Source organism: Rhizobium sp. TAL182, from assembly GCF_002117725.1.
GTDB classification, from domain to species: Bacteria; Pseudomonadota; Alphaproteobacteria; order Rhizobiales; family Rhizobiaceae; genus Rhizobium; species Rhizobium esperanzae.
This window is the reverse complement of sequence record NZ_CP021024.1, coordinates 3,832,229-3,846,767: the sequence shown is the minus strand read 5'-3', so window position 1 is coordinate 3,846,767 and position 14,539 is coordinate 3,832,229. Positions and strand designations below refer to the sequence as shown.

Here is a 14,539-nt window from a genome sequence, read left to right as displayed (position 1 = left end):
TTCAAGGCCGAGGCAGGGATAGATGGCCGACTCGATAGGCCTGCGTATGCCTGCCGATCTCGGAAATCTCCCGCCATAGCCTGAAGCGGACGCGCGTCCATGTCGTCGGCTCGAAGCCGGAGATGGAGGCAAGTGCGCCTCTCGCCAGATCGGCTTCGGTTGCAGCGCTTTCGGCCCGGCGGAGATCGGCAAGCGACGCATAGGCTTGCGTCCGAAGGATATCGCGCGTGGCAAACCGGGACGCCGCAATGTCGGGCGAGACTTCCGCCTGCCACACAATCCAGGTACTCACCTCGGGCCAGCCGAAGGCGCCGGTGACTGCCTCGAAGCCCGGGCCGCAGAGGAAGTCGCTTGCTCCCTCCGGTCTCTGCCAGAGATAGAAAGGCGCGTAAAGATTGTCGTGGCTGCCGATCTCGTTCTTGCGGGCGCTGAGATAGGCCTTGAAGCCGAGATTGGGAAAGCCGTCGAGCAGCGGTCCTTTTTCGCAGATGCGGCGCTCGATGATCGACATGTCGTAATCGGCTGGCAGGGTGAAGCCGTATTGCATGGCCATCATGAGCGTTTCTCCACTGCACGCAGTCGCCAGTCCGGATCGGTCATCTGGGCGATGCCGGCACCGAAGGACCAGTCCTCAGACGCGCTGGTGCTGACGACGATCATCAAGTCTTCTGACCGCAGGCCCGGCGATTGGGCCAGCAGCTCGGCGAGCCGCCGATACAGCGCTGCCTTCATTTCCGCCGTTCGCGGCCGGCCTATGGTGATCGAGATATAGACGAAATCGTCCGAGCGCGGGCCGGCGAGATAGCTGCGGTCGAAGATCAGCTCATTCTCGTCATGCTGATGGATGGCCTGGAAGCGGTCGTTCTCGGGCACATCGAAGGTCTCGACCAGTGCGCGCTGGACGTTGTCGGCAAGCGCTCGGAGATATTCTTGCGACTTGCCTTTGCGAAGAGAGATGCGGACGAAGGGCATTGGGATCTCCATGGTTCGGGCCGTCGGCCTTGACAGCAGCATCATCGCAGCACACGATGATGCTGAAAATCAGAATTTTATGGATCAACTGTCCTAAAAAATGGAATGATACGATGCGGCGAACGATTTTCGATCTCGATGTGCTTCGGACCTTTTCGACCGGCATGGAGCTCGGCAATTTCGCCAAGGCGGCGGAAAAACTGGGGCGTTCGACGTCAGCGGTCAGCGCGCAGCTGAAGAAGCTGGAGGAGCAGGCGGGCACGCCTATCTTCCGCAAGGCGGGCCGCGGGCTGGCGCTGACCGACGCCGGCGAAACGATGCTCGGTTATGCCAGACGGTTGCTGGATCTCAATGACGAGGCGGCGGCGGCCGTGCACAGCGGCGAGCTGGAAGGCTGGGTGCGGCTCGGTCTGCAGGAGGATTTCGGCGAGACCTTGTTGCCTGAGGTGCTCGGCCGTTTCGCGCGCGCCCACCCGAAGGTCCGCATCGAGGCGCGGGTGGTGCGCAATGCCGAACTGCTCGAGCGGGTCACCTCAGGCAAGCTCGATCTGGCGCTTGCCTGGAGCGACGGGACGCTTTCGGCGCATTGCGAGCGCATCGGCGAGGTGCCGATGTGCTGGATCGGGCCTGCCGAGGGACAGCTCGGCTGGCATGTGGCAAGCGGCGAACCGATGCCGCTTGCCTCGCTGGAGGCGCCATGCCTGTTGCGCAGTGCGGCGACCAAGGCGCTCGACGCGGCGGGAATCTCCTGGCGGCTCGCCTTCGTCAGCCCCAGTCTCGGCGGCCTCTGGGCAGCGACGGCGGCCGGCCTCGGCTTGACTATCCGCACACCGATCGGCCTGCCGGCGAAGGTCCGGGCGCTCGCACCAGAGGCAATCGGCCTGCCTGAGCTGCCGAAGCTCGGTCTGGTGCTGCACAGAGCCGAAGCCGAGCTGCAACCGGCTGCGGCGCGGCTTGGCGCGCTGGTTCTACAGTCCGTGCATGGCGTGCTGCACGGGACGGCAGGCTGATATCTCGATTATCCCGCGAGCGCAGGGCCCGATCACCATGAAGCCGCTCTGATACTCAGCCGAAGCGTTCCAACGCCATGGCGAAGATGTCGGTATCGACATTGCCGCCGGAGGTGACGGCGACGACGGTATCGCTTTCCAGCGCCTCGCCATGGAAAAGAGCGGCAGCCAGCGCCACGGCGCCGCCCGGCTCGACGACGATCTTCAGCCTGACGAAGGCGAGCGCCATGGCGCGCAGCGCCTCGTCGTCGGTGACGACGATGCCGGCGCCGGCGAGGCGCTTCAAGATCGGAAAGGTGATGTTGCCGGGCTGCGGCGTGATGATCGCATCGCAGATCGAACCCGACATCGAGGCGTTGCGCTCGATCCTGCCGGAGGCGAGCGAGCGGGTGGTATCGTCGAAGTCCCTGGGCTCGCAGGGACGGACGCGAAAGCCGGGGGCGCTGGCTTCGAGGGCGAGCGCGATGCCGGACGTCAATCCGCCGCCGCCGCAGGGAACAAGCACCTCGGCTTCCGTTACACCTTCTTCTTCCGCCTGTTCGGAGATTTCGAGGCCAGTCGTGCCTTGGCCGGCAATGACAAGCGGTTCGTCGAAAGGCTTGATCAGCGTCAGGCCGCGCTCGGCGGAGAGCCGGGCGCCGATTTCGTCGCGATCCTCATTGGCGCGGTCGTAGAGCACGACTTCGGCGCCGAAGGCGCGGGTGTTGGCGATCTTCAGCTTCGGCGCATCGCTCGGCATGATGATGACGGCGGGCACGCCGTGCAGCTTGGCGGCAAGGGCGACGCCCTGCGCATGATTGCCCGAGGAGAAGGCGATGACGCCGCGCGTGCGTACGGCCGGGTCGAGGCCGGAGACGGCAGACCAGCCGCCGCGAAACTTGAAGGAACCCGAATGCTGCAGGCATTCCGCCTTCACGAACAGGCGCCGGCCGGCGATCTCGTTCAGGAAGGGGGAGGAGAGAAGCGGCGTTCGGCGTGCGCGACCGCGCAGTCGAGCGCGGGCGGCAACAATCATTTCAATGCTGACCATTCGAGAATCGTCCTGCTTGCGGCGTCGCTCCTGCATAGGACGGGGCAAACGGTTTGTGAACGGTGACTTTGTCACCGTGACATGAATGACCTTTGCGCCTATGCCCGGCGGCTCGCCGACCGTCAATAGCCGCGCGCCGAGCCTTCCGTCGCGCGGGCGTCCATAGCGCCGTTGTAACGTGCGCCGCCGCCCTTTTCGATGGTGGCAAGCCTTTTGCCGCCGACGAGGATGCCGGCGGCCTGACCCCAGAGCGGCGCATCGTTGCCGCCGTCGAAGCTATAGCCCATCGCCGCAAGCATCTTTTCCGTATCCGGCGAAAGCGCATAGGGCTCGAGATAGACCTTGTCTGGCTGCCATTGGTGATGAAACCGCGGCGCGTTGACGGCCTGGCTGATATCCATGCCGAAGTCGACGACATTCAAAATCGCCTCCAGCGTGATGGTGATAATGCGCGAGCCGCCGGGGCTGCCGATCACCATGAAGGGCTTGCCGTCGCGGGTGACGATCGTCGGGCTCATCGAGGAGAGCGGCGTCTTCTTCGGAGCGATGGCGTTGGCTTCGCCCTGAACGAGGCCATAAAGGTTCGGCACACCCGGTTTGGAAGTGAAATCGTCCATCTCGTTGTTGAGCAGAACGCCGGTGCCGGGTGCCACGACCGCCGCGCCGAAGGAGCCGTTCAGCGTATAAGTGACGGCAACCGCATTGCCCTCGTCGTCAATGATCGAATAATGGGTCGTCTCGTTGCTTTCCTTGCCGCCGAGCGGTTTCAGGTTGGCCGAAGTCCCGGCCTTGTAGGGATCGATCTTTGCTGCGATCTCCTTGGCGTAGCTCTTGTCGAGCATTTTCTCGACCGGGTTCTCGACGAAATCGGGATCGCCGAGCGCGGCGTTGCGGTCGACATAGGCGTAGCGCATCGCCTCGACCATCACATGCACGGTTTCAGCCGAGGCGTAGCCGAGATAGGAGAGCGGATAACCTTCGAGGACGTTGAGGATCTCGCAGATGATGACGCCGCCGGAGGAGGGTGGTGGCGAGGAGATGATGTCGTAGCCGCGGTAATTGCACTCGATCGGCTTCAGCTCGCGGACGGTGTATTGCTCGAAATCCTCCTTGGCGAGGATGCCGCCCTTGGCCTGGCTCGCATTTACGATCGCTTCGGCGGGGGCGGCCTTATAGAAGGCCTCGGGTCCTTTTTCCGAGATGGCCGCAAGGACCGCAGCGAGATCCGGCTGCGCAAGCTTTTCGCCGGAGCCATAGGGCTTGCCGTCCGGTTTCAGGAAAATCTTCGCCGCCGTCTCGTCCTTGGCAAGGCGCTTGGCGCTGCCGGCAAGGATCGCCGCGTCACCCTGTTCCAGCATGAAGCCCTCCTTGGCGAAACGGAGCGCAGGCCCGATCAGGTCCTGGCGTGAGCGGGTGCCGTATTTCTCGCGCGCCGTCTCGAAACCCATGACGGAGCCGGGGACGCCGACGGCGAGATAGCCGTCAAGGCTGGCCCGCGGCACGATATCGCCCTTTGCATCGAGATACATGGTCTTCGTCGCGGCGATCGGCGCGCGCTCGCGGAAATCGAGGAAGGTCTTGGTGCCGTCTTTCAGGCGGATGGTCATGAAGCCGCCGCCGCCGAGATTGCCGGCCGAGGGATAGACGACCGCCAGTGCATAACCGACGGCGACCGCCGCATCGACGGCGTTGCCGCCGCTCTTCAGCACCTCGACGCCGACATCGGTCGCCAGATGCTGGGCGGTGACGACCATCCCGTGTTCGGCTTCGACTGGCGCGGGCGATGCCGCGAAAGTCGCAGTCAGGCTCAGCGACAATGCCGATATGATGGAGATCGTCCCGATATGCAGGCGGCCCATGATTTCCCCTCCTATGGACAACAACGGAAAGACATATGGGGCTGCTGCGGCCCGCGGCAATGCGGGGAACAGGCTTTGTGCGAGGAAGCCGGCCGAATGTCCAACAGGGACACCGCCGCAGAGATCAACCGCCGTGGAGAGCGCCGGGCATGAGCGACGGCTGGATTTGGATCGCCTGATCGCGGAGAGAGGCGGCGAGCCGCTCTTCGGCGCGGCGGGCGGCCGCCTGGAGGTCGCGCGGCTCGCCGGCGATCTTTTCCATGGCGGCGATAGCGACGTCGGTGGCGAGATAATCCGGCTTATGGCCCACGCCGCCGACAGTCACGAGTTCGGAGCCTGCTATATCGCGGGCGAGGCCGCGCGAATGCAGGTGTTCCCAGACGATCTCGTCGCGGTCGCCTGTGATGATGACGGTCGGCGCGGTGATCTGCGAATAGAGCGGCGACTGCTCCTTCACATAGGCGAGCAGTCTTTTGAAATCGGCGGCATTGTTGTGGAAGGTGCGCGGCCGCAGCACCAGCGATGGGCCGGTTTTTTCGATGTAGTCGGCAGGGCGTGGATTGGGACGGAAGACATTCAGCGTGCCGCGCTCCAGCCGGCTCAGTCCAAGCGGAACGACGATGGCGTGGTTGAAGAGCCAACCGATGACCGGCACGGTTGCCACATGATAATACCAGTCGATGCCGCCGGGCCACGGATGGGTGGCGGGTGCGAGGAAGAGCAGACCGGCGGTCTTATCCGGATGGCGTAGTCCGAAGGCGGCGGTGATCGCACCGCCGAAGGAATGGCCGACGATGATCGCCTTCTCGATGCTGCACTTTTCCATCAGTCGGGCGATTGCGTCGGCCTGGCCGGAGGGGACGGCGTTCTCAGGGCCGCCGCGTTCGGAATAACCGTGACCGGGACGATCGACGAACAGCATTTCCGCCCGGCCATCGAGCGGGGCGCGAAAGGCGACGAGCTGATCGAGCAGATTGCCGCTGGCGCCGTGAATGAAGACGAGGGCCGGCAGATCCGCATTTTGGGGACGCTCGACATGGACGGCGTTCATGCGATAGCCGCCGACATCCGTCAATTCGCCGATATTCGGATAGGTCTGTTCGAATTGCCGGGCCTTGTAAGAGGAGTAGCCCATAGCGGCGGCGAGCGGGGCGAGAAGAGCGGAAACTTCGGCAAGCATGATCTTAACGGCGATGATCGATGGATTTTGCGGGGGATGGTCGTGTCAAATTCCCTCGACAGTTTCTAAAATTGTGCGCTCTGGCCGCAGGTCAAGCTCGGTGAGCCTGCTTCAGGTTCGATTGCCGGCCAGTTTTTCCGCAAGCATGTTGACCTGCTCCTGCGCGGTGCGATCGGCGGGATAGATATCGAGGAACCGTTCCCAGGCCTTCAGCGTCAATTGGTCATTGCCGGAATTGCTGAGGATCGCGGCCATGCCGGAGAGCGCGCCGAAATGGCGCGGCTCGATATCCAGCACATGCTCGATGTCGGACATCGACTTGCGGTAATTGCCCATGACGAAATTCAGCGTGGCGCGGCGATTCCAGCTCTCGGCATAATCGGGTTTGAGGGCAATCGCCTCGTCGAGGAAATCGAGAGCGGCGGGATTGCGCTTTTCCTCGATCGCCTTGTCGGCCCATTGCATCAGCAGGTTCACGGTCGCACTGCCGGAGTCATTCCATTCCAGACGAATTTCATTGGCGATGCTGCTGGCCTTGTCAGGATCACGCTCGCGCTTCAGCTGACTGAAGAGCTGGTCGAGACGCTGCTTCGGCGTACTACTGGCATCCCTCCGCTCGACAATGACGTTCTTTTCGGCCGCGGCGGCCGGAAACGGGGGGGTGGAAAGGATGAAGGCGAGCGGCAGCACCGCTGACGTCAAAGCAAAAAAGCGCATGGCGGACATATTAGTCCGCCAGCGCCGAAGATCAAACAAATTAGACGTGATCACCGCAGCGACCACCGGATGTCCGTCGGCGCAATCTGCGCGGCGCACGATCCGGATGCGCAATCAGCCCTGACGAGCCTTGTAGCGCGGGTTCAGCTTGTTGATGATGTAGATGCGGCCCTTGCGACGAACCAGACGGTTGTCACGGTGACGAGCCTTGAGCGACTTGAGCGAATTCTTGATCTTCATTTTTCTGATCCGCGATCTCTATGGGGGAATTCACATTCGCCCGTAACTTTAACAATCAAAAGCGCGCCGTCGGAGCGCGCTCTTTAGGTGGGGGTGCAGATACCCCGTCACCTCCAGCGTGTCAACCACGTGACGGTGTTTTTCCCAAGCCGCACGGCCGTTTTCTCACCGCGAAACCGGCAATTTCGGGCCCAATGTCGTGACGTGACCCATTTTACGGCCGGGGCGCCACTCGTTCTTGCCATAGAGGTGAACCAGCGTGTCGGGACGCTGCAGCCAGTCGCGAACGGCAAGGATATCGTCGCCGACCAGATTCTGCATGACGCAGTCGGAGTGCCGCTCGCCATTGCCGAGCGGCAGGCCGGCGACAGCGCGGATATGCTGCTCGAACTGGCTGACGACGCAGGCGGCTTCCGTCCAGTGACCGGAATTGTGGACGCGCGGCGCCATCTCGTTGGCGATCAGGCCGCCGTCGGCGAGCACGAAGAATTCGATGCCGATCACGCCGACATAGTTCAACGCGGCGAGAATCTTTTCGGCCGATCGACGCGCGGCCTCCGCTGTCGTCGCCGAGATTGCGGCCGGAACGGTCGAGGTGTGGAGGATGCCGTTGCGGTGGACATTCTCGGCGGGATCGAAGCAGACGACCGTTCCATCCGCGGCACGCGCGGCGATGATCGAGACCTCGCGCTCGAAGGCGACGAAGCTTTCGAGGATGAGCGGTACGGCCCCGAGCGCGGCATAGGCGCCGTCAGGATTGTCGGCGGGCGAGCGGAAAACCTTCTGCCCCTTGCCGTCATAACCGAGACGGCGGGTCTTCAGCACGCCCTGGCCGCCGAAATCTTTCAGCGCGGTTTCGAGATCGGCCTGGCTGTCGACCGCATGAAAGCGAGCGGTTGATATGCCGCAGCTGTTGAGGAAGCGTTTTTCGACGAGCCGGTCCTGGGCGGCCTCGAGCGCCTTGGCAGGTGGATAGACGGCGATGCTTGCCGAGAGCGCTTCGGCGGCCGCGACGGGCACGTTCTCGAATTCGTAGGTGACGACATCGCAGGCGTCTGCCAGTTCGGCCAGTGCCGCCGGATCGTCATAGGCGGCGACGATCTGCCGGTTCGCCAGTTGGGCGGCGGGGCAGTCGAGCTGCGGCTCGAGGATGACAGTGCGGAAATTCAATCTGGCGGCTGCGATGGCCAGCATGCGGCCGAGCTGGCCGCCGCCGACAATGCCGATCGTTCCTATGGTCATTGGTCGTCCATTGGATATTCGGCGACGGCAGCACTCTGGCGCTCGCGCCATTCGTCGAGCCGGTCGGCAATCTCTTCGTCGGAAAGGGCCAGCACGGCGGCGGCGAGAAGAGCGGCGTTGACCGCACCCGCCTTGCCTATGGCGAGGGTCCCAACCGGAATGCCGGCCGGCATCTGCACGATGGAAAGAAGGCTGTCCTGGCCGGACATGGTCTTCGACTGGACCGGCACGCCGAAGACCGGCAGCGGCGTCATCGATGCGGTCATGCCCGGCAGGTGTGCTGCGCCGCCGGCGCCGGCGATGATGACCTTGAAGCCTTCCGCACGCGCGCCCTTGGCGAAATTCATCATGCGCTCGGGCGTACGGTGCGCTGAGATGATGCGCGCATCATAAGCGATTTCCAGCGCTTCCAGCGTGTCAGCCGCGTTCTTCATGGTCTCCCAATCGGATTGGCTGCCCATGATGATGGCGACGAGTGGTCTATCTGTCATCCTGCGACCGTTCCTTTCAGGCAATGATATCGGGAACGATCTGGTCTTCCAGCTTGGAGAGCTTGTCCTTGATGACGAGCTTCTTCTTCTTCATGCGCTGGATTCGCAGAGCGTCGCATCCGGTCTCGATCATGGCGTTGATTGCAGCGTCGAAATCCTCGTGCTCCTGGCGCAGACGCGCCACCATGAGCCTGATTTCCGCCTGTTCCTGATCGGCCATATGCATTCCCCGTTATCGTCCTCGGACCTTGTCCGATCTGCCGATGATTTCCGCAAGCTCCTATCACCAAATACGGGTAACGGCTAGTTAGTCTTGATCATGAATTTGCCATCTCTTCTTCATCTTTTCGCCTTCGACAAGCCGTCAAAAATATGTCACAGTCCGCCCCGTTGACACCTTGATCCCCGACGACGATGGTCGGGGAGGGTAAGAGGAAGGAAGGGTCAAATGACAGTTGAAGCTCATCTTGAATCACTCCACAAAAAGCATGTCGCTCTTGAGGAGGAGTTGCATGCACTCAGAACAGCTCCCTCTATCTCCGATACAGAAATTGCCGAATGCAAGCGCCGCAAGCTGCGCATCAAGGACGAGATTCAGCGTCTCAAGTCATCCGTCCATTAATCTTCCCAAGGGTCGCCGGTCGATCATCTTGCGCAAGAGGTAAATCCATCCATTCCGCCTAAAATTTGCAAGAACCGGTGATTACACCAGAATTGCGCCAGCCCGATGCTTTGTGACGTTGCGGCTGGCGCGTTTGCGTCTGCTTGCAGCAAATGACGTTATAATGATTGCGTCCGGGGTGTTATGGGAGGTGCGGTCAGGCCCAGAACTGATCTAGCCACAGATTGAGCTTGTCAAAGCCGCGGTTGTTGACCGCATAGATGCGTTTCGTACCTTCCGAGGTCACGGAGACAAGATTGCTGTCGAGCAGTGCCTTCAGATGCTGCGAGACAGCGGGACGACTGATCGGCAGGCCCTCGGCAAGCTCGTTGACGGTGCGCGGCGCGCGCCGCAATTCCTCCAGCAGAAAGCGCCGGTTCGGGTCGGCAATCGCAGAGAAAGGGTCCGTGTTCGACATGGCGGGAACGCTACGTCAAACCGGCCGTTGCAGCAAGGAAATTGTGCATTGCAGCGTGCCGCCGCGCTTACTAGCCGAGGCCCTCGCGCATGATCAGAAGGGCCGCGATCAGCGCCATCGTATACATGAAGGGATAAAAGATCTGCGGCTTCATGCGGCGCACGCACCAGGCGCCGGCAAGAGTGGCGAGCGGCGCGAAAGGCAAGAGCGTGGCGGAGGTCGCAAGGTTCTGTGTGTCGAGCTGGCCGAGGGCAAAGTAGGGAATGAGCTTGATGGCGTTGAGGATTGCGAAGAAGCGCACGCTGGTGCCGGTATATTCGCGCGGCTCCAGTTTGAGCGGTAGGGCATAGATCTGAAACGGCGCCCCGCCGGCATGGGCAACGAAGCTGCCATATCCCGAAAACGTCCCCCAGAGACCGGCGGCGACCGGCCGCTGTCCGCGCGGCGGGATCGTCTTGCTGGCGCCGGGGCCGAAATTGTTCCAGAAATAGCGCAGGCAGAAGAGGATCGTCACCGCGCCGATGACGACGCGCAGGACGTTGCCGGGAACGAGCGCCGAGGTCGCCCAGCCGAGGGCAATACCGAGAATTGCGCCCGGCAGCATGATCTTCAGTGTCGCCCAATCGCCATGCCTGCGCCAGATGCCGAGCGAGATCATGTCCATGAAGACCAGGATCGGCAGCAGGATCGCCGCCGCTTCGAGCGGCGAGACGACCAGAGCGAGAAAGGGCAGGCCGATCAGCGACAAAGCGTCGCCCATGCCGCCTTTTGCGAGGCCGACGAGCAGAACTGCGGGCACGGCGGCGTAGTAGAATGACAAGTCCTGCGGCATGCTTTCGACGTCCTCCTCTTGCAAGCCTCCTCTAACGGAACTACTCACACAAAACGAGTGCGGATCCGTCCTTTCGAGAAGGGAATTCGCAGGAAACGGAAAGACCTCATGACCGAAGCCGAAAACCGCTGCCGCCTGGTGCTCATCGTCCCTGATATCGCCGACGCCGATGAACAGGCAAGGATCGTCGCCGATGCACTGAAGGGCGGCGATGTCGCCTCCGTCATCGTGCCGCAATACGGGCTCGACGATGGCGCCTTCCAGAAACATGCCGAAAAGCTGGTGCCGGTGATCCAGGATGCGGGGGCCGCCGCGCTGATTGCAGGCGACAGCCGCGTGGCGGGTCGGGCGAAGGCCGATGGCCTGCATCTTACCGGCAACGCGCAGGCACTGTCGGAGGCGATCGACAAACACGCTCCGAAGCTGATCGTCGGCGGCGGCAATGCCAGCGACCGGCACAATGCGCTGGAGATCGGCGAAGCCAGGCCGGATTATATCTTCTTTGGCAAGCTCGATGGGGATATCAAGCCGGAGGCGCATCCCAAGAACCTTGCGCTCGGCGAATGGTGGGCCTCGATGATCGAAATCCCCTGCATCGTCATGGGCGGCACCGATCCGGCGTCTGCTCTTGCCGTCGCCGAGACCGGAGCAGAGTTCGTGGCGCTGCGGCTGGCGGTCTTCGGGGAGCCCGGCCGAGCGCCGTCCATCGTTGCCAAGATCAATGCTCTGCTTGACGAAAAAGCGCCACGGTTTGAGGATTGAAATCCCGCTCATGCCGATCCTGCCCGCCCGCCCTTTGAAATATCTGCTTGCCAGCATAGTCGCCCTCACTGCGGGCGGGTCTGATATCGCTGTGGCGCAGGCACCGGACAGCGTCATCAGCCAGCCGGGTACTGCGCCGGCGTCAAGCTTTCGCACCGACCGGCTCACCAACGGGGATGTGAAGCCCTCGGACGGTGTCGGCGTTTTCGATCGCATGGGCGCGAAGCTGCCCGACCTCCCGCCCGAGAAGGATTACAAAGGGCCGATCGACGAGGCGTATGGCGCCTATCAGCGCGGATATTATCTGACGGCAATGGATAAGGCGCTGCCGCGCGCCCAGCTCGGCGATCCGGCGGCGCAGACGCTGATCGGCGAAATCCTCTCGCAAGGCCTCGGCGTCAAGAAGGATGTGAAAGGCGCTGCCTTCTGGTACGGCAAGGCGGCCGAAGGCGGCGATCCTGCGGCGATGTTCAAATATGCGCTGATGCTGATGGAAGGCCAGGGTGTGCCGCGCGATAAGGTCAAAGCCGACGACTATATGCGCAAGGCGGCCGAGGCCGGCAATCCTTCGGCCGAATTCAACTGGGCGCAGATTGTGGTCGCCGACAATCCCGGCGAAAAGGGGCTGAAGCTCGCGCTACCGTTCTACGAGAAATCGGCCGAACAGGGCATTGCGGATTCGCAATATGCCGTGGCGCAGATCTATGCGACGCTGAAGGACCTGCCGGAGGAAAAGAAGCAGCTCGCCCGCGAGTGGATGGCGCGCGCCGCGCGCGCCGGTTTCGACACGGCCGAGCTCGATCTCGGCATCTGGCTCGTCAACGGCGTCGGTGGCCCCAAGGATTACGTCAAGGGTTTCGAATGGCTGAAACTTGCCGCCAATGGCGGCAATGTCGTTGCGCAGAACAAACTCGCCCATCTCTACATCAACGCCATCGGCACGCCGCCGAATCCGATCGAGGCGGCGAAGTGGTATGTGCTGTCACGCCGTGCCGGGCTTGCCGATCCGGCGCTCGAGGATTTCTATCTCGGGATCGAGGACGATCAGCAGAAGGCGGCGATCGATGCCGCCAACAAATTCCGGCGGCGATAGCCACCGCGCGTTTCATTTTCTAAAGCATGTCGCGATCTTTCAGATTCGCGTATCGTGCTTTCGGTCCTTGTTTTTCTGCATGTCTTTATCGCAAAACAACCGCTGCACAGCTTTGCGAGACATGCTCTAGAACAGCGCGTCGGCGAAAAGATCCTCGTCGCTTTCGGCTTTGGCGGTCTCGGCGGGCGCTGGAATGCTTTCCTCGCTCGCCGGGATGATGTCGCGATGAATGTTGCGCTCCTGGATCATCGTGTAGAGCTTGAAGATCTTACGGTCGAGCGGTGCGATGGCCTCCGCGAAATCGGAGATATCGGCGACATCGGTGCCGGCGACGTCTTCGAGCACATTGGCGCAGCGGGCAAGGACATCGCCGAGTTCGTGCTGAAAGTCGAGCTTGCCGATCAGCTGGCCGATCTTGGTGGCGACCTCGCGGCCGTTCTCGGCGAGCACCTTCAGCTCATTTTCCATGACATTAGCCGCGGAGCGGATGTTGCCGACGGCCGAGGTCAGGCTCTCGCCCAGTCCGCCGGCCGCGGCGTCCGTGGCGGGAGCCACGCGCCCGGCGGCGGCTTCGAGCGCGGGCAGGCCGTTGACGATGGCGTCGGCGGATTCATCGAGCTTGCCGGCGAAGATACGCAGCTCGGCGGTGACGACATTGATCGATTTGCCTTCCTCTCCAAGCCGGCTGCAGCGCAGATTGGTGTTCAAAGCCATGTAATGGATGTCGGTCCTGACAACGCGGATGTTGGTGATGGCTTCGGAAAGCTTGGCGGCCGTGCCGATTGTCGAATGGCTTAGCTGGTCGGCCTGCCGGCTTGCCGCGTCGACCTGCTTGACGATCTCGTGGGCGGCGGAAACGCTGGATTCCAGTGCGCGCATGAAATTGCCGCCGGTTTCGCCGCTTTCGGTGCCCATTTGATCGCGCAGCTTGAGGATTTCCCGCATGTCGTGGTCGAAACTCGCAATCGTCTTGACGACGTTCTCCGAATCCCGCTGGAAATTGACGCACATGTCGCTCATCTGCGCCGCGGTCAGATGGTGAACGACATTCTGGAGACGCTGGCGCGCACCGGCGTCGAGCCTTGCGCCATCTTCGCCGGCGAGGAAATCTTCAAGCAGCGAAAAGGTTGCTTGTACATGCTCGATGCGCTGACGGGTGATATCGCCGATCTGCAGGGCCGACAGAGTCGAGCTGACCTTGCTCTGGACGCCGCGTGCAATCGCGCCGACCTCACGGGCGATGACGCCGAGGTTCTTGCGATGTTCGGCGATCTTGGCGGCATCATCGCGCAGGGCTCGGGCGACGGCGGGAACGGTATCGGCGTAGCCTTTGGAAACGCTGACACCGAAGGAGGCGGCGAGTTTGACCTCTTTCTCGAGGCTGTCGAGATGGGCGGCGAAGCGATTGACCTCGTCGGTGCCCGAATAGATTCGTTCCAGGATCTCTTGAGCAAAGCCGGCGAATTCCGCAAGGCCGGCGCCGGTGATCTTGACGGTCACGGCAAAGGTTCTGAGATAACGCATCGTCTCCTGCATGTCGGCGACATGCTTGCGCAGTTCCCTGCCGGTTTGCGCCAACGAGATGAGCGCCTGCTGGCGATTTTCTTCGGTGACCGGCAATGCAGTCAGGCTTTCCACCGTGGCGCGGAGATCGGCGCTGGTATCGCTCGCCTCGTTGTCATCGAGTGCCTTGGCGACACTTTCGAGCGAATTCAGCAGGCGGTTGAGGACATCCATCACCGACAGCAGCACCGAGCCGCCCTCGAGAAAACGCTCCTCGACTTGGCAGCGGGCAGATTCCAGGGTCTGAGTGATCCCCCGCCCCGATCTGTAGGCTGCAGCGTCGGATGATACCAGAGCGTGTGCCACTTTTATACCTTTTCTTAAAAACGCAGGCCATTTGACTCTATTTTTACGGGCAGAATGGAAATGTCAGGTAAACGCAACAGACTCGCCTGCGTTGTGATTAATGAGGTCTGAATGAGGGGCTCGATACAGTTCCCAGCCAAAAGAGATTATTTAATAGTCTGTT

General features: G+C 62.0%; 17 protein-coding genes. 4 read left to right on the top strand and 13 right to left on the bottom strand.

What is annotated here, in order from left to right:
• Position 1: 1 nt before the first annotated feature.
• Both Tal182_RS19285 and Tal182_RS19280 read right to left on the bottom strand, forming a co-directional pair.
• Entirely contained in the window at positions 2-556 is a 555-nt protein-coding gene (locus tag Tal182_RS19285; protein ID WP_085860436.1) for a DUF4865 family protein, read from the bottom strand.
• Positions 553-972 carry a tautomerase family protein gene (locus Tal182_RS19280; protein WP_085860435.1) on the bottom strand — a complete coding sequence of 140 codons (420 nt, stop codon included), beginning with the start codon at positions 970-972 and terminating at the stop codon, positions 553-555. Before Tal182_RS19280 ends, Tal182_RS19285 begins: the two co-directional genes overlap by 4 nt.
• A 113-nt stretch (positions 973-1,085) precedes the next feature.
• Here Tal182_RS19280 and Tal182_RS19275 point away from each other — a divergent pair, with 113 nt between their 5' ends.
• Positions 1,086-1,982, top strand: a complete 897-nt coding sequence (locus Tal182_RS19275) for a LysR substrate-binding domain-containing protein (RefSeq protein ID WP_085860434.1) — start codon at positions 1,086-1,088, stop codon at positions 1,980-1,982.
• A gap of 55 nt (positions 1,983-2,037) precedes the next feature.
• Here the strand turns inward: Tal182_RS19275 and Tal182_RS19270 are convergent, their stop codons facing one another.
• The 8 genes from Tal182_RS19270 to Tal182_RS19235 form a co-directional block, all read right to left on the bottom strand.
• A complete protein-coding gene (locus Tal182_RS19270; RefSeq protein ID WP_085860433.1) occupies positions 2,038-3,012 on the bottom strand; it encodes a threonine/serine dehydratase in 975 nt (324 codons plus the stop codon).
• A 122-nt stretch (positions 3,013-3,134) separates the two neighbouring features.
• The gene (ggt, locus tag Tal182_RS19265) at positions 3,135-4,871 is read right to left on the bottom strand and encodes a gamma-glutamyltransferase (RefSeq protein WP_085860432.1); all 1,737 of its coding nucleotides are present in this window, start codon (positions 4,869-4,871) and stop codon (positions 3,135-3,137) included.
• Between the two features lie 124 nt (positions 4,872-4,995).
• Positions 4,996-6,051 (bottom strand): alpha/beta hydrolase, encoded by a 1,056-nt coding sequence (locus tag Tal182_RS19260; protein WP_085860431.1) that lies wholly within the window; start codon positions 6,049-6,051, stop codon positions 4,996-4,998.
• 111 nt (positions 6,052-6,162) lie between these two features.
• A complete protein-coding gene (locus tag Tal182_RS19255; RefSeq protein WP_085860430.1) occupies positions 6,163-6,777 on the bottom strand; it encodes a hypothetical protein in 615 nt (204 codons plus the stop codon).
• Positions 6,778-6,882: 105 nt separating this feature from the next.
• Positions 6,883-7,008: a type B 50S ribosomal protein L36 gene (ykgO, locus tag Tal182_RS19250; protein ID WP_003582204.1), complete on the bottom strand. Its 126-nt coding sequence runs from the start codon at positions 7,006-7,008 to the stop codon at positions 6,883-6,885.
• A gap of 165 nt (positions 7,009-7,173) precedes the next feature.
• Complete coding sequence (locus tag Tal182_RS19245) at positions 7,174-8,250, bottom strand: 5-(carboxyamino)imidazole ribonucleotide synthase (RefSeq protein WP_085860429.1); 1,077 nt, start codon at positions 8,248-8,250, stop codon at positions 7,174-7,176.
• Positions 8,247-8,741, bottom strand: a complete 495-nt coding sequence (gene purE, locus Tal182_RS19240; protein WP_064811306.1) for a 5-(carboxyamino)imidazole ribonucleotide mutase — start codon at positions 8,739-8,741, stop codon at positions 8,247-8,249. The genes Tal182_RS19245 and purE overlap by 4 nt, the downstream gene beginning before the upstream one ends.
• A 16-nt stretch (positions 8,742-8,757) precedes the next feature.
• Positions 8,758-8,961, bottom strand: coding sequence for a DUF465 domain-containing protein (locus Tal182_RS19235; RefSeq protein ID WP_010028538.1), 204 nt, complete (start codon positions 8,959-8,961; stop codon positions 8,758-8,760).
• A gap of 228 nt (positions 8,962-9,189) precedes the next feature.
• On the opposite strand from Tal182_RS19235, the gene Tal182_RS19230 reads away from it, so the two are divergent.
• Positions 9,190-9,363 (top strand): DUF465 domain-containing protein, encoded by a 174-nt coding sequence (locus Tal182_RS19230; protein WP_064804872.1) that lies wholly within the window; start codon positions 9,190-9,192, stop codon positions 9,361-9,363.
• 196 nt (positions 9,364-9,559) lie between these two features.
• Here the strand turns inward: Tal182_RS19230 and Tal182_RS19225 are convergent, their stop codons facing one another.
• Positions 9,560-9,820, bottom strand: a complete 261-nt coding sequence (locus Tal182_RS19225; protein ID WP_003552646.1) for a metalloregulator ArsR/SmtB family transcription factor — start codon at positions 9,818-9,820, stop codon at positions 9,560-9,562.
• A 70-nt stretch (positions 9,821-9,890) separates the two neighbouring features.
• The gene (locus Tal182_RS19220) at positions 9,891-10,652 is read right to left on the bottom strand and encodes a sulfite exporter TauE/SafE family protein (protein WP_085860991.1); all 762 of its coding nucleotides are present in this window, start codon (positions 10,650-10,652) and stop codon (positions 9,891-9,893) included.
• A gap of 108 nt (positions 10,653-10,760) precedes the next feature.
• On the opposite strand from Tal182_RS19220, the gene Tal182_RS19215 reads away from it, so the two are divergent.
• Both Tal182_RS19215 and Tal182_RS19210 read left to right on the top strand, forming a co-directional pair.
• Positions 10,761-11,414 carry a thiamine phosphate synthase gene (locus tag Tal182_RS19215; RefSeq protein WP_085860428.1) on the top strand — a complete coding sequence of 218 codons (654 nt, stop codon included), beginning with the start codon at positions 10,761-10,763 and terminating at the stop codon, positions 11,412-11,414.
• Positions 11,415-11,424: 10 nt separating this feature from the next.
• Positions 11,425-12,507 carry a tetratricopeptide repeat protein gene (locus Tal182_RS19210; protein ID WP_085860427.1) on the top strand — a complete coding sequence of 361 codons (1,083 nt, stop codon included), beginning with the start codon at positions 11,425-11,427 and terminating at the stop codon, positions 12,505-12,507.
• Between the two features lie 126 nt (positions 12,508-12,633).
• Here the strand turns inward: Tal182_RS19210 and Tal182_RS19205 are convergent, their stop codons facing one another.
• Positions 12,634-14,376: a chemotaxis protein gene (locus Tal182_RS19205; RefSeq protein WP_085860426.1), complete on the bottom strand. Its 1,743-nt coding sequence runs from the start codon at positions 14,374-14,376 to the stop codon at positions 12,634-12,636.
• Between the last annotated feature and the right edge of the window lie 163 nt (positions 14,377-14,539).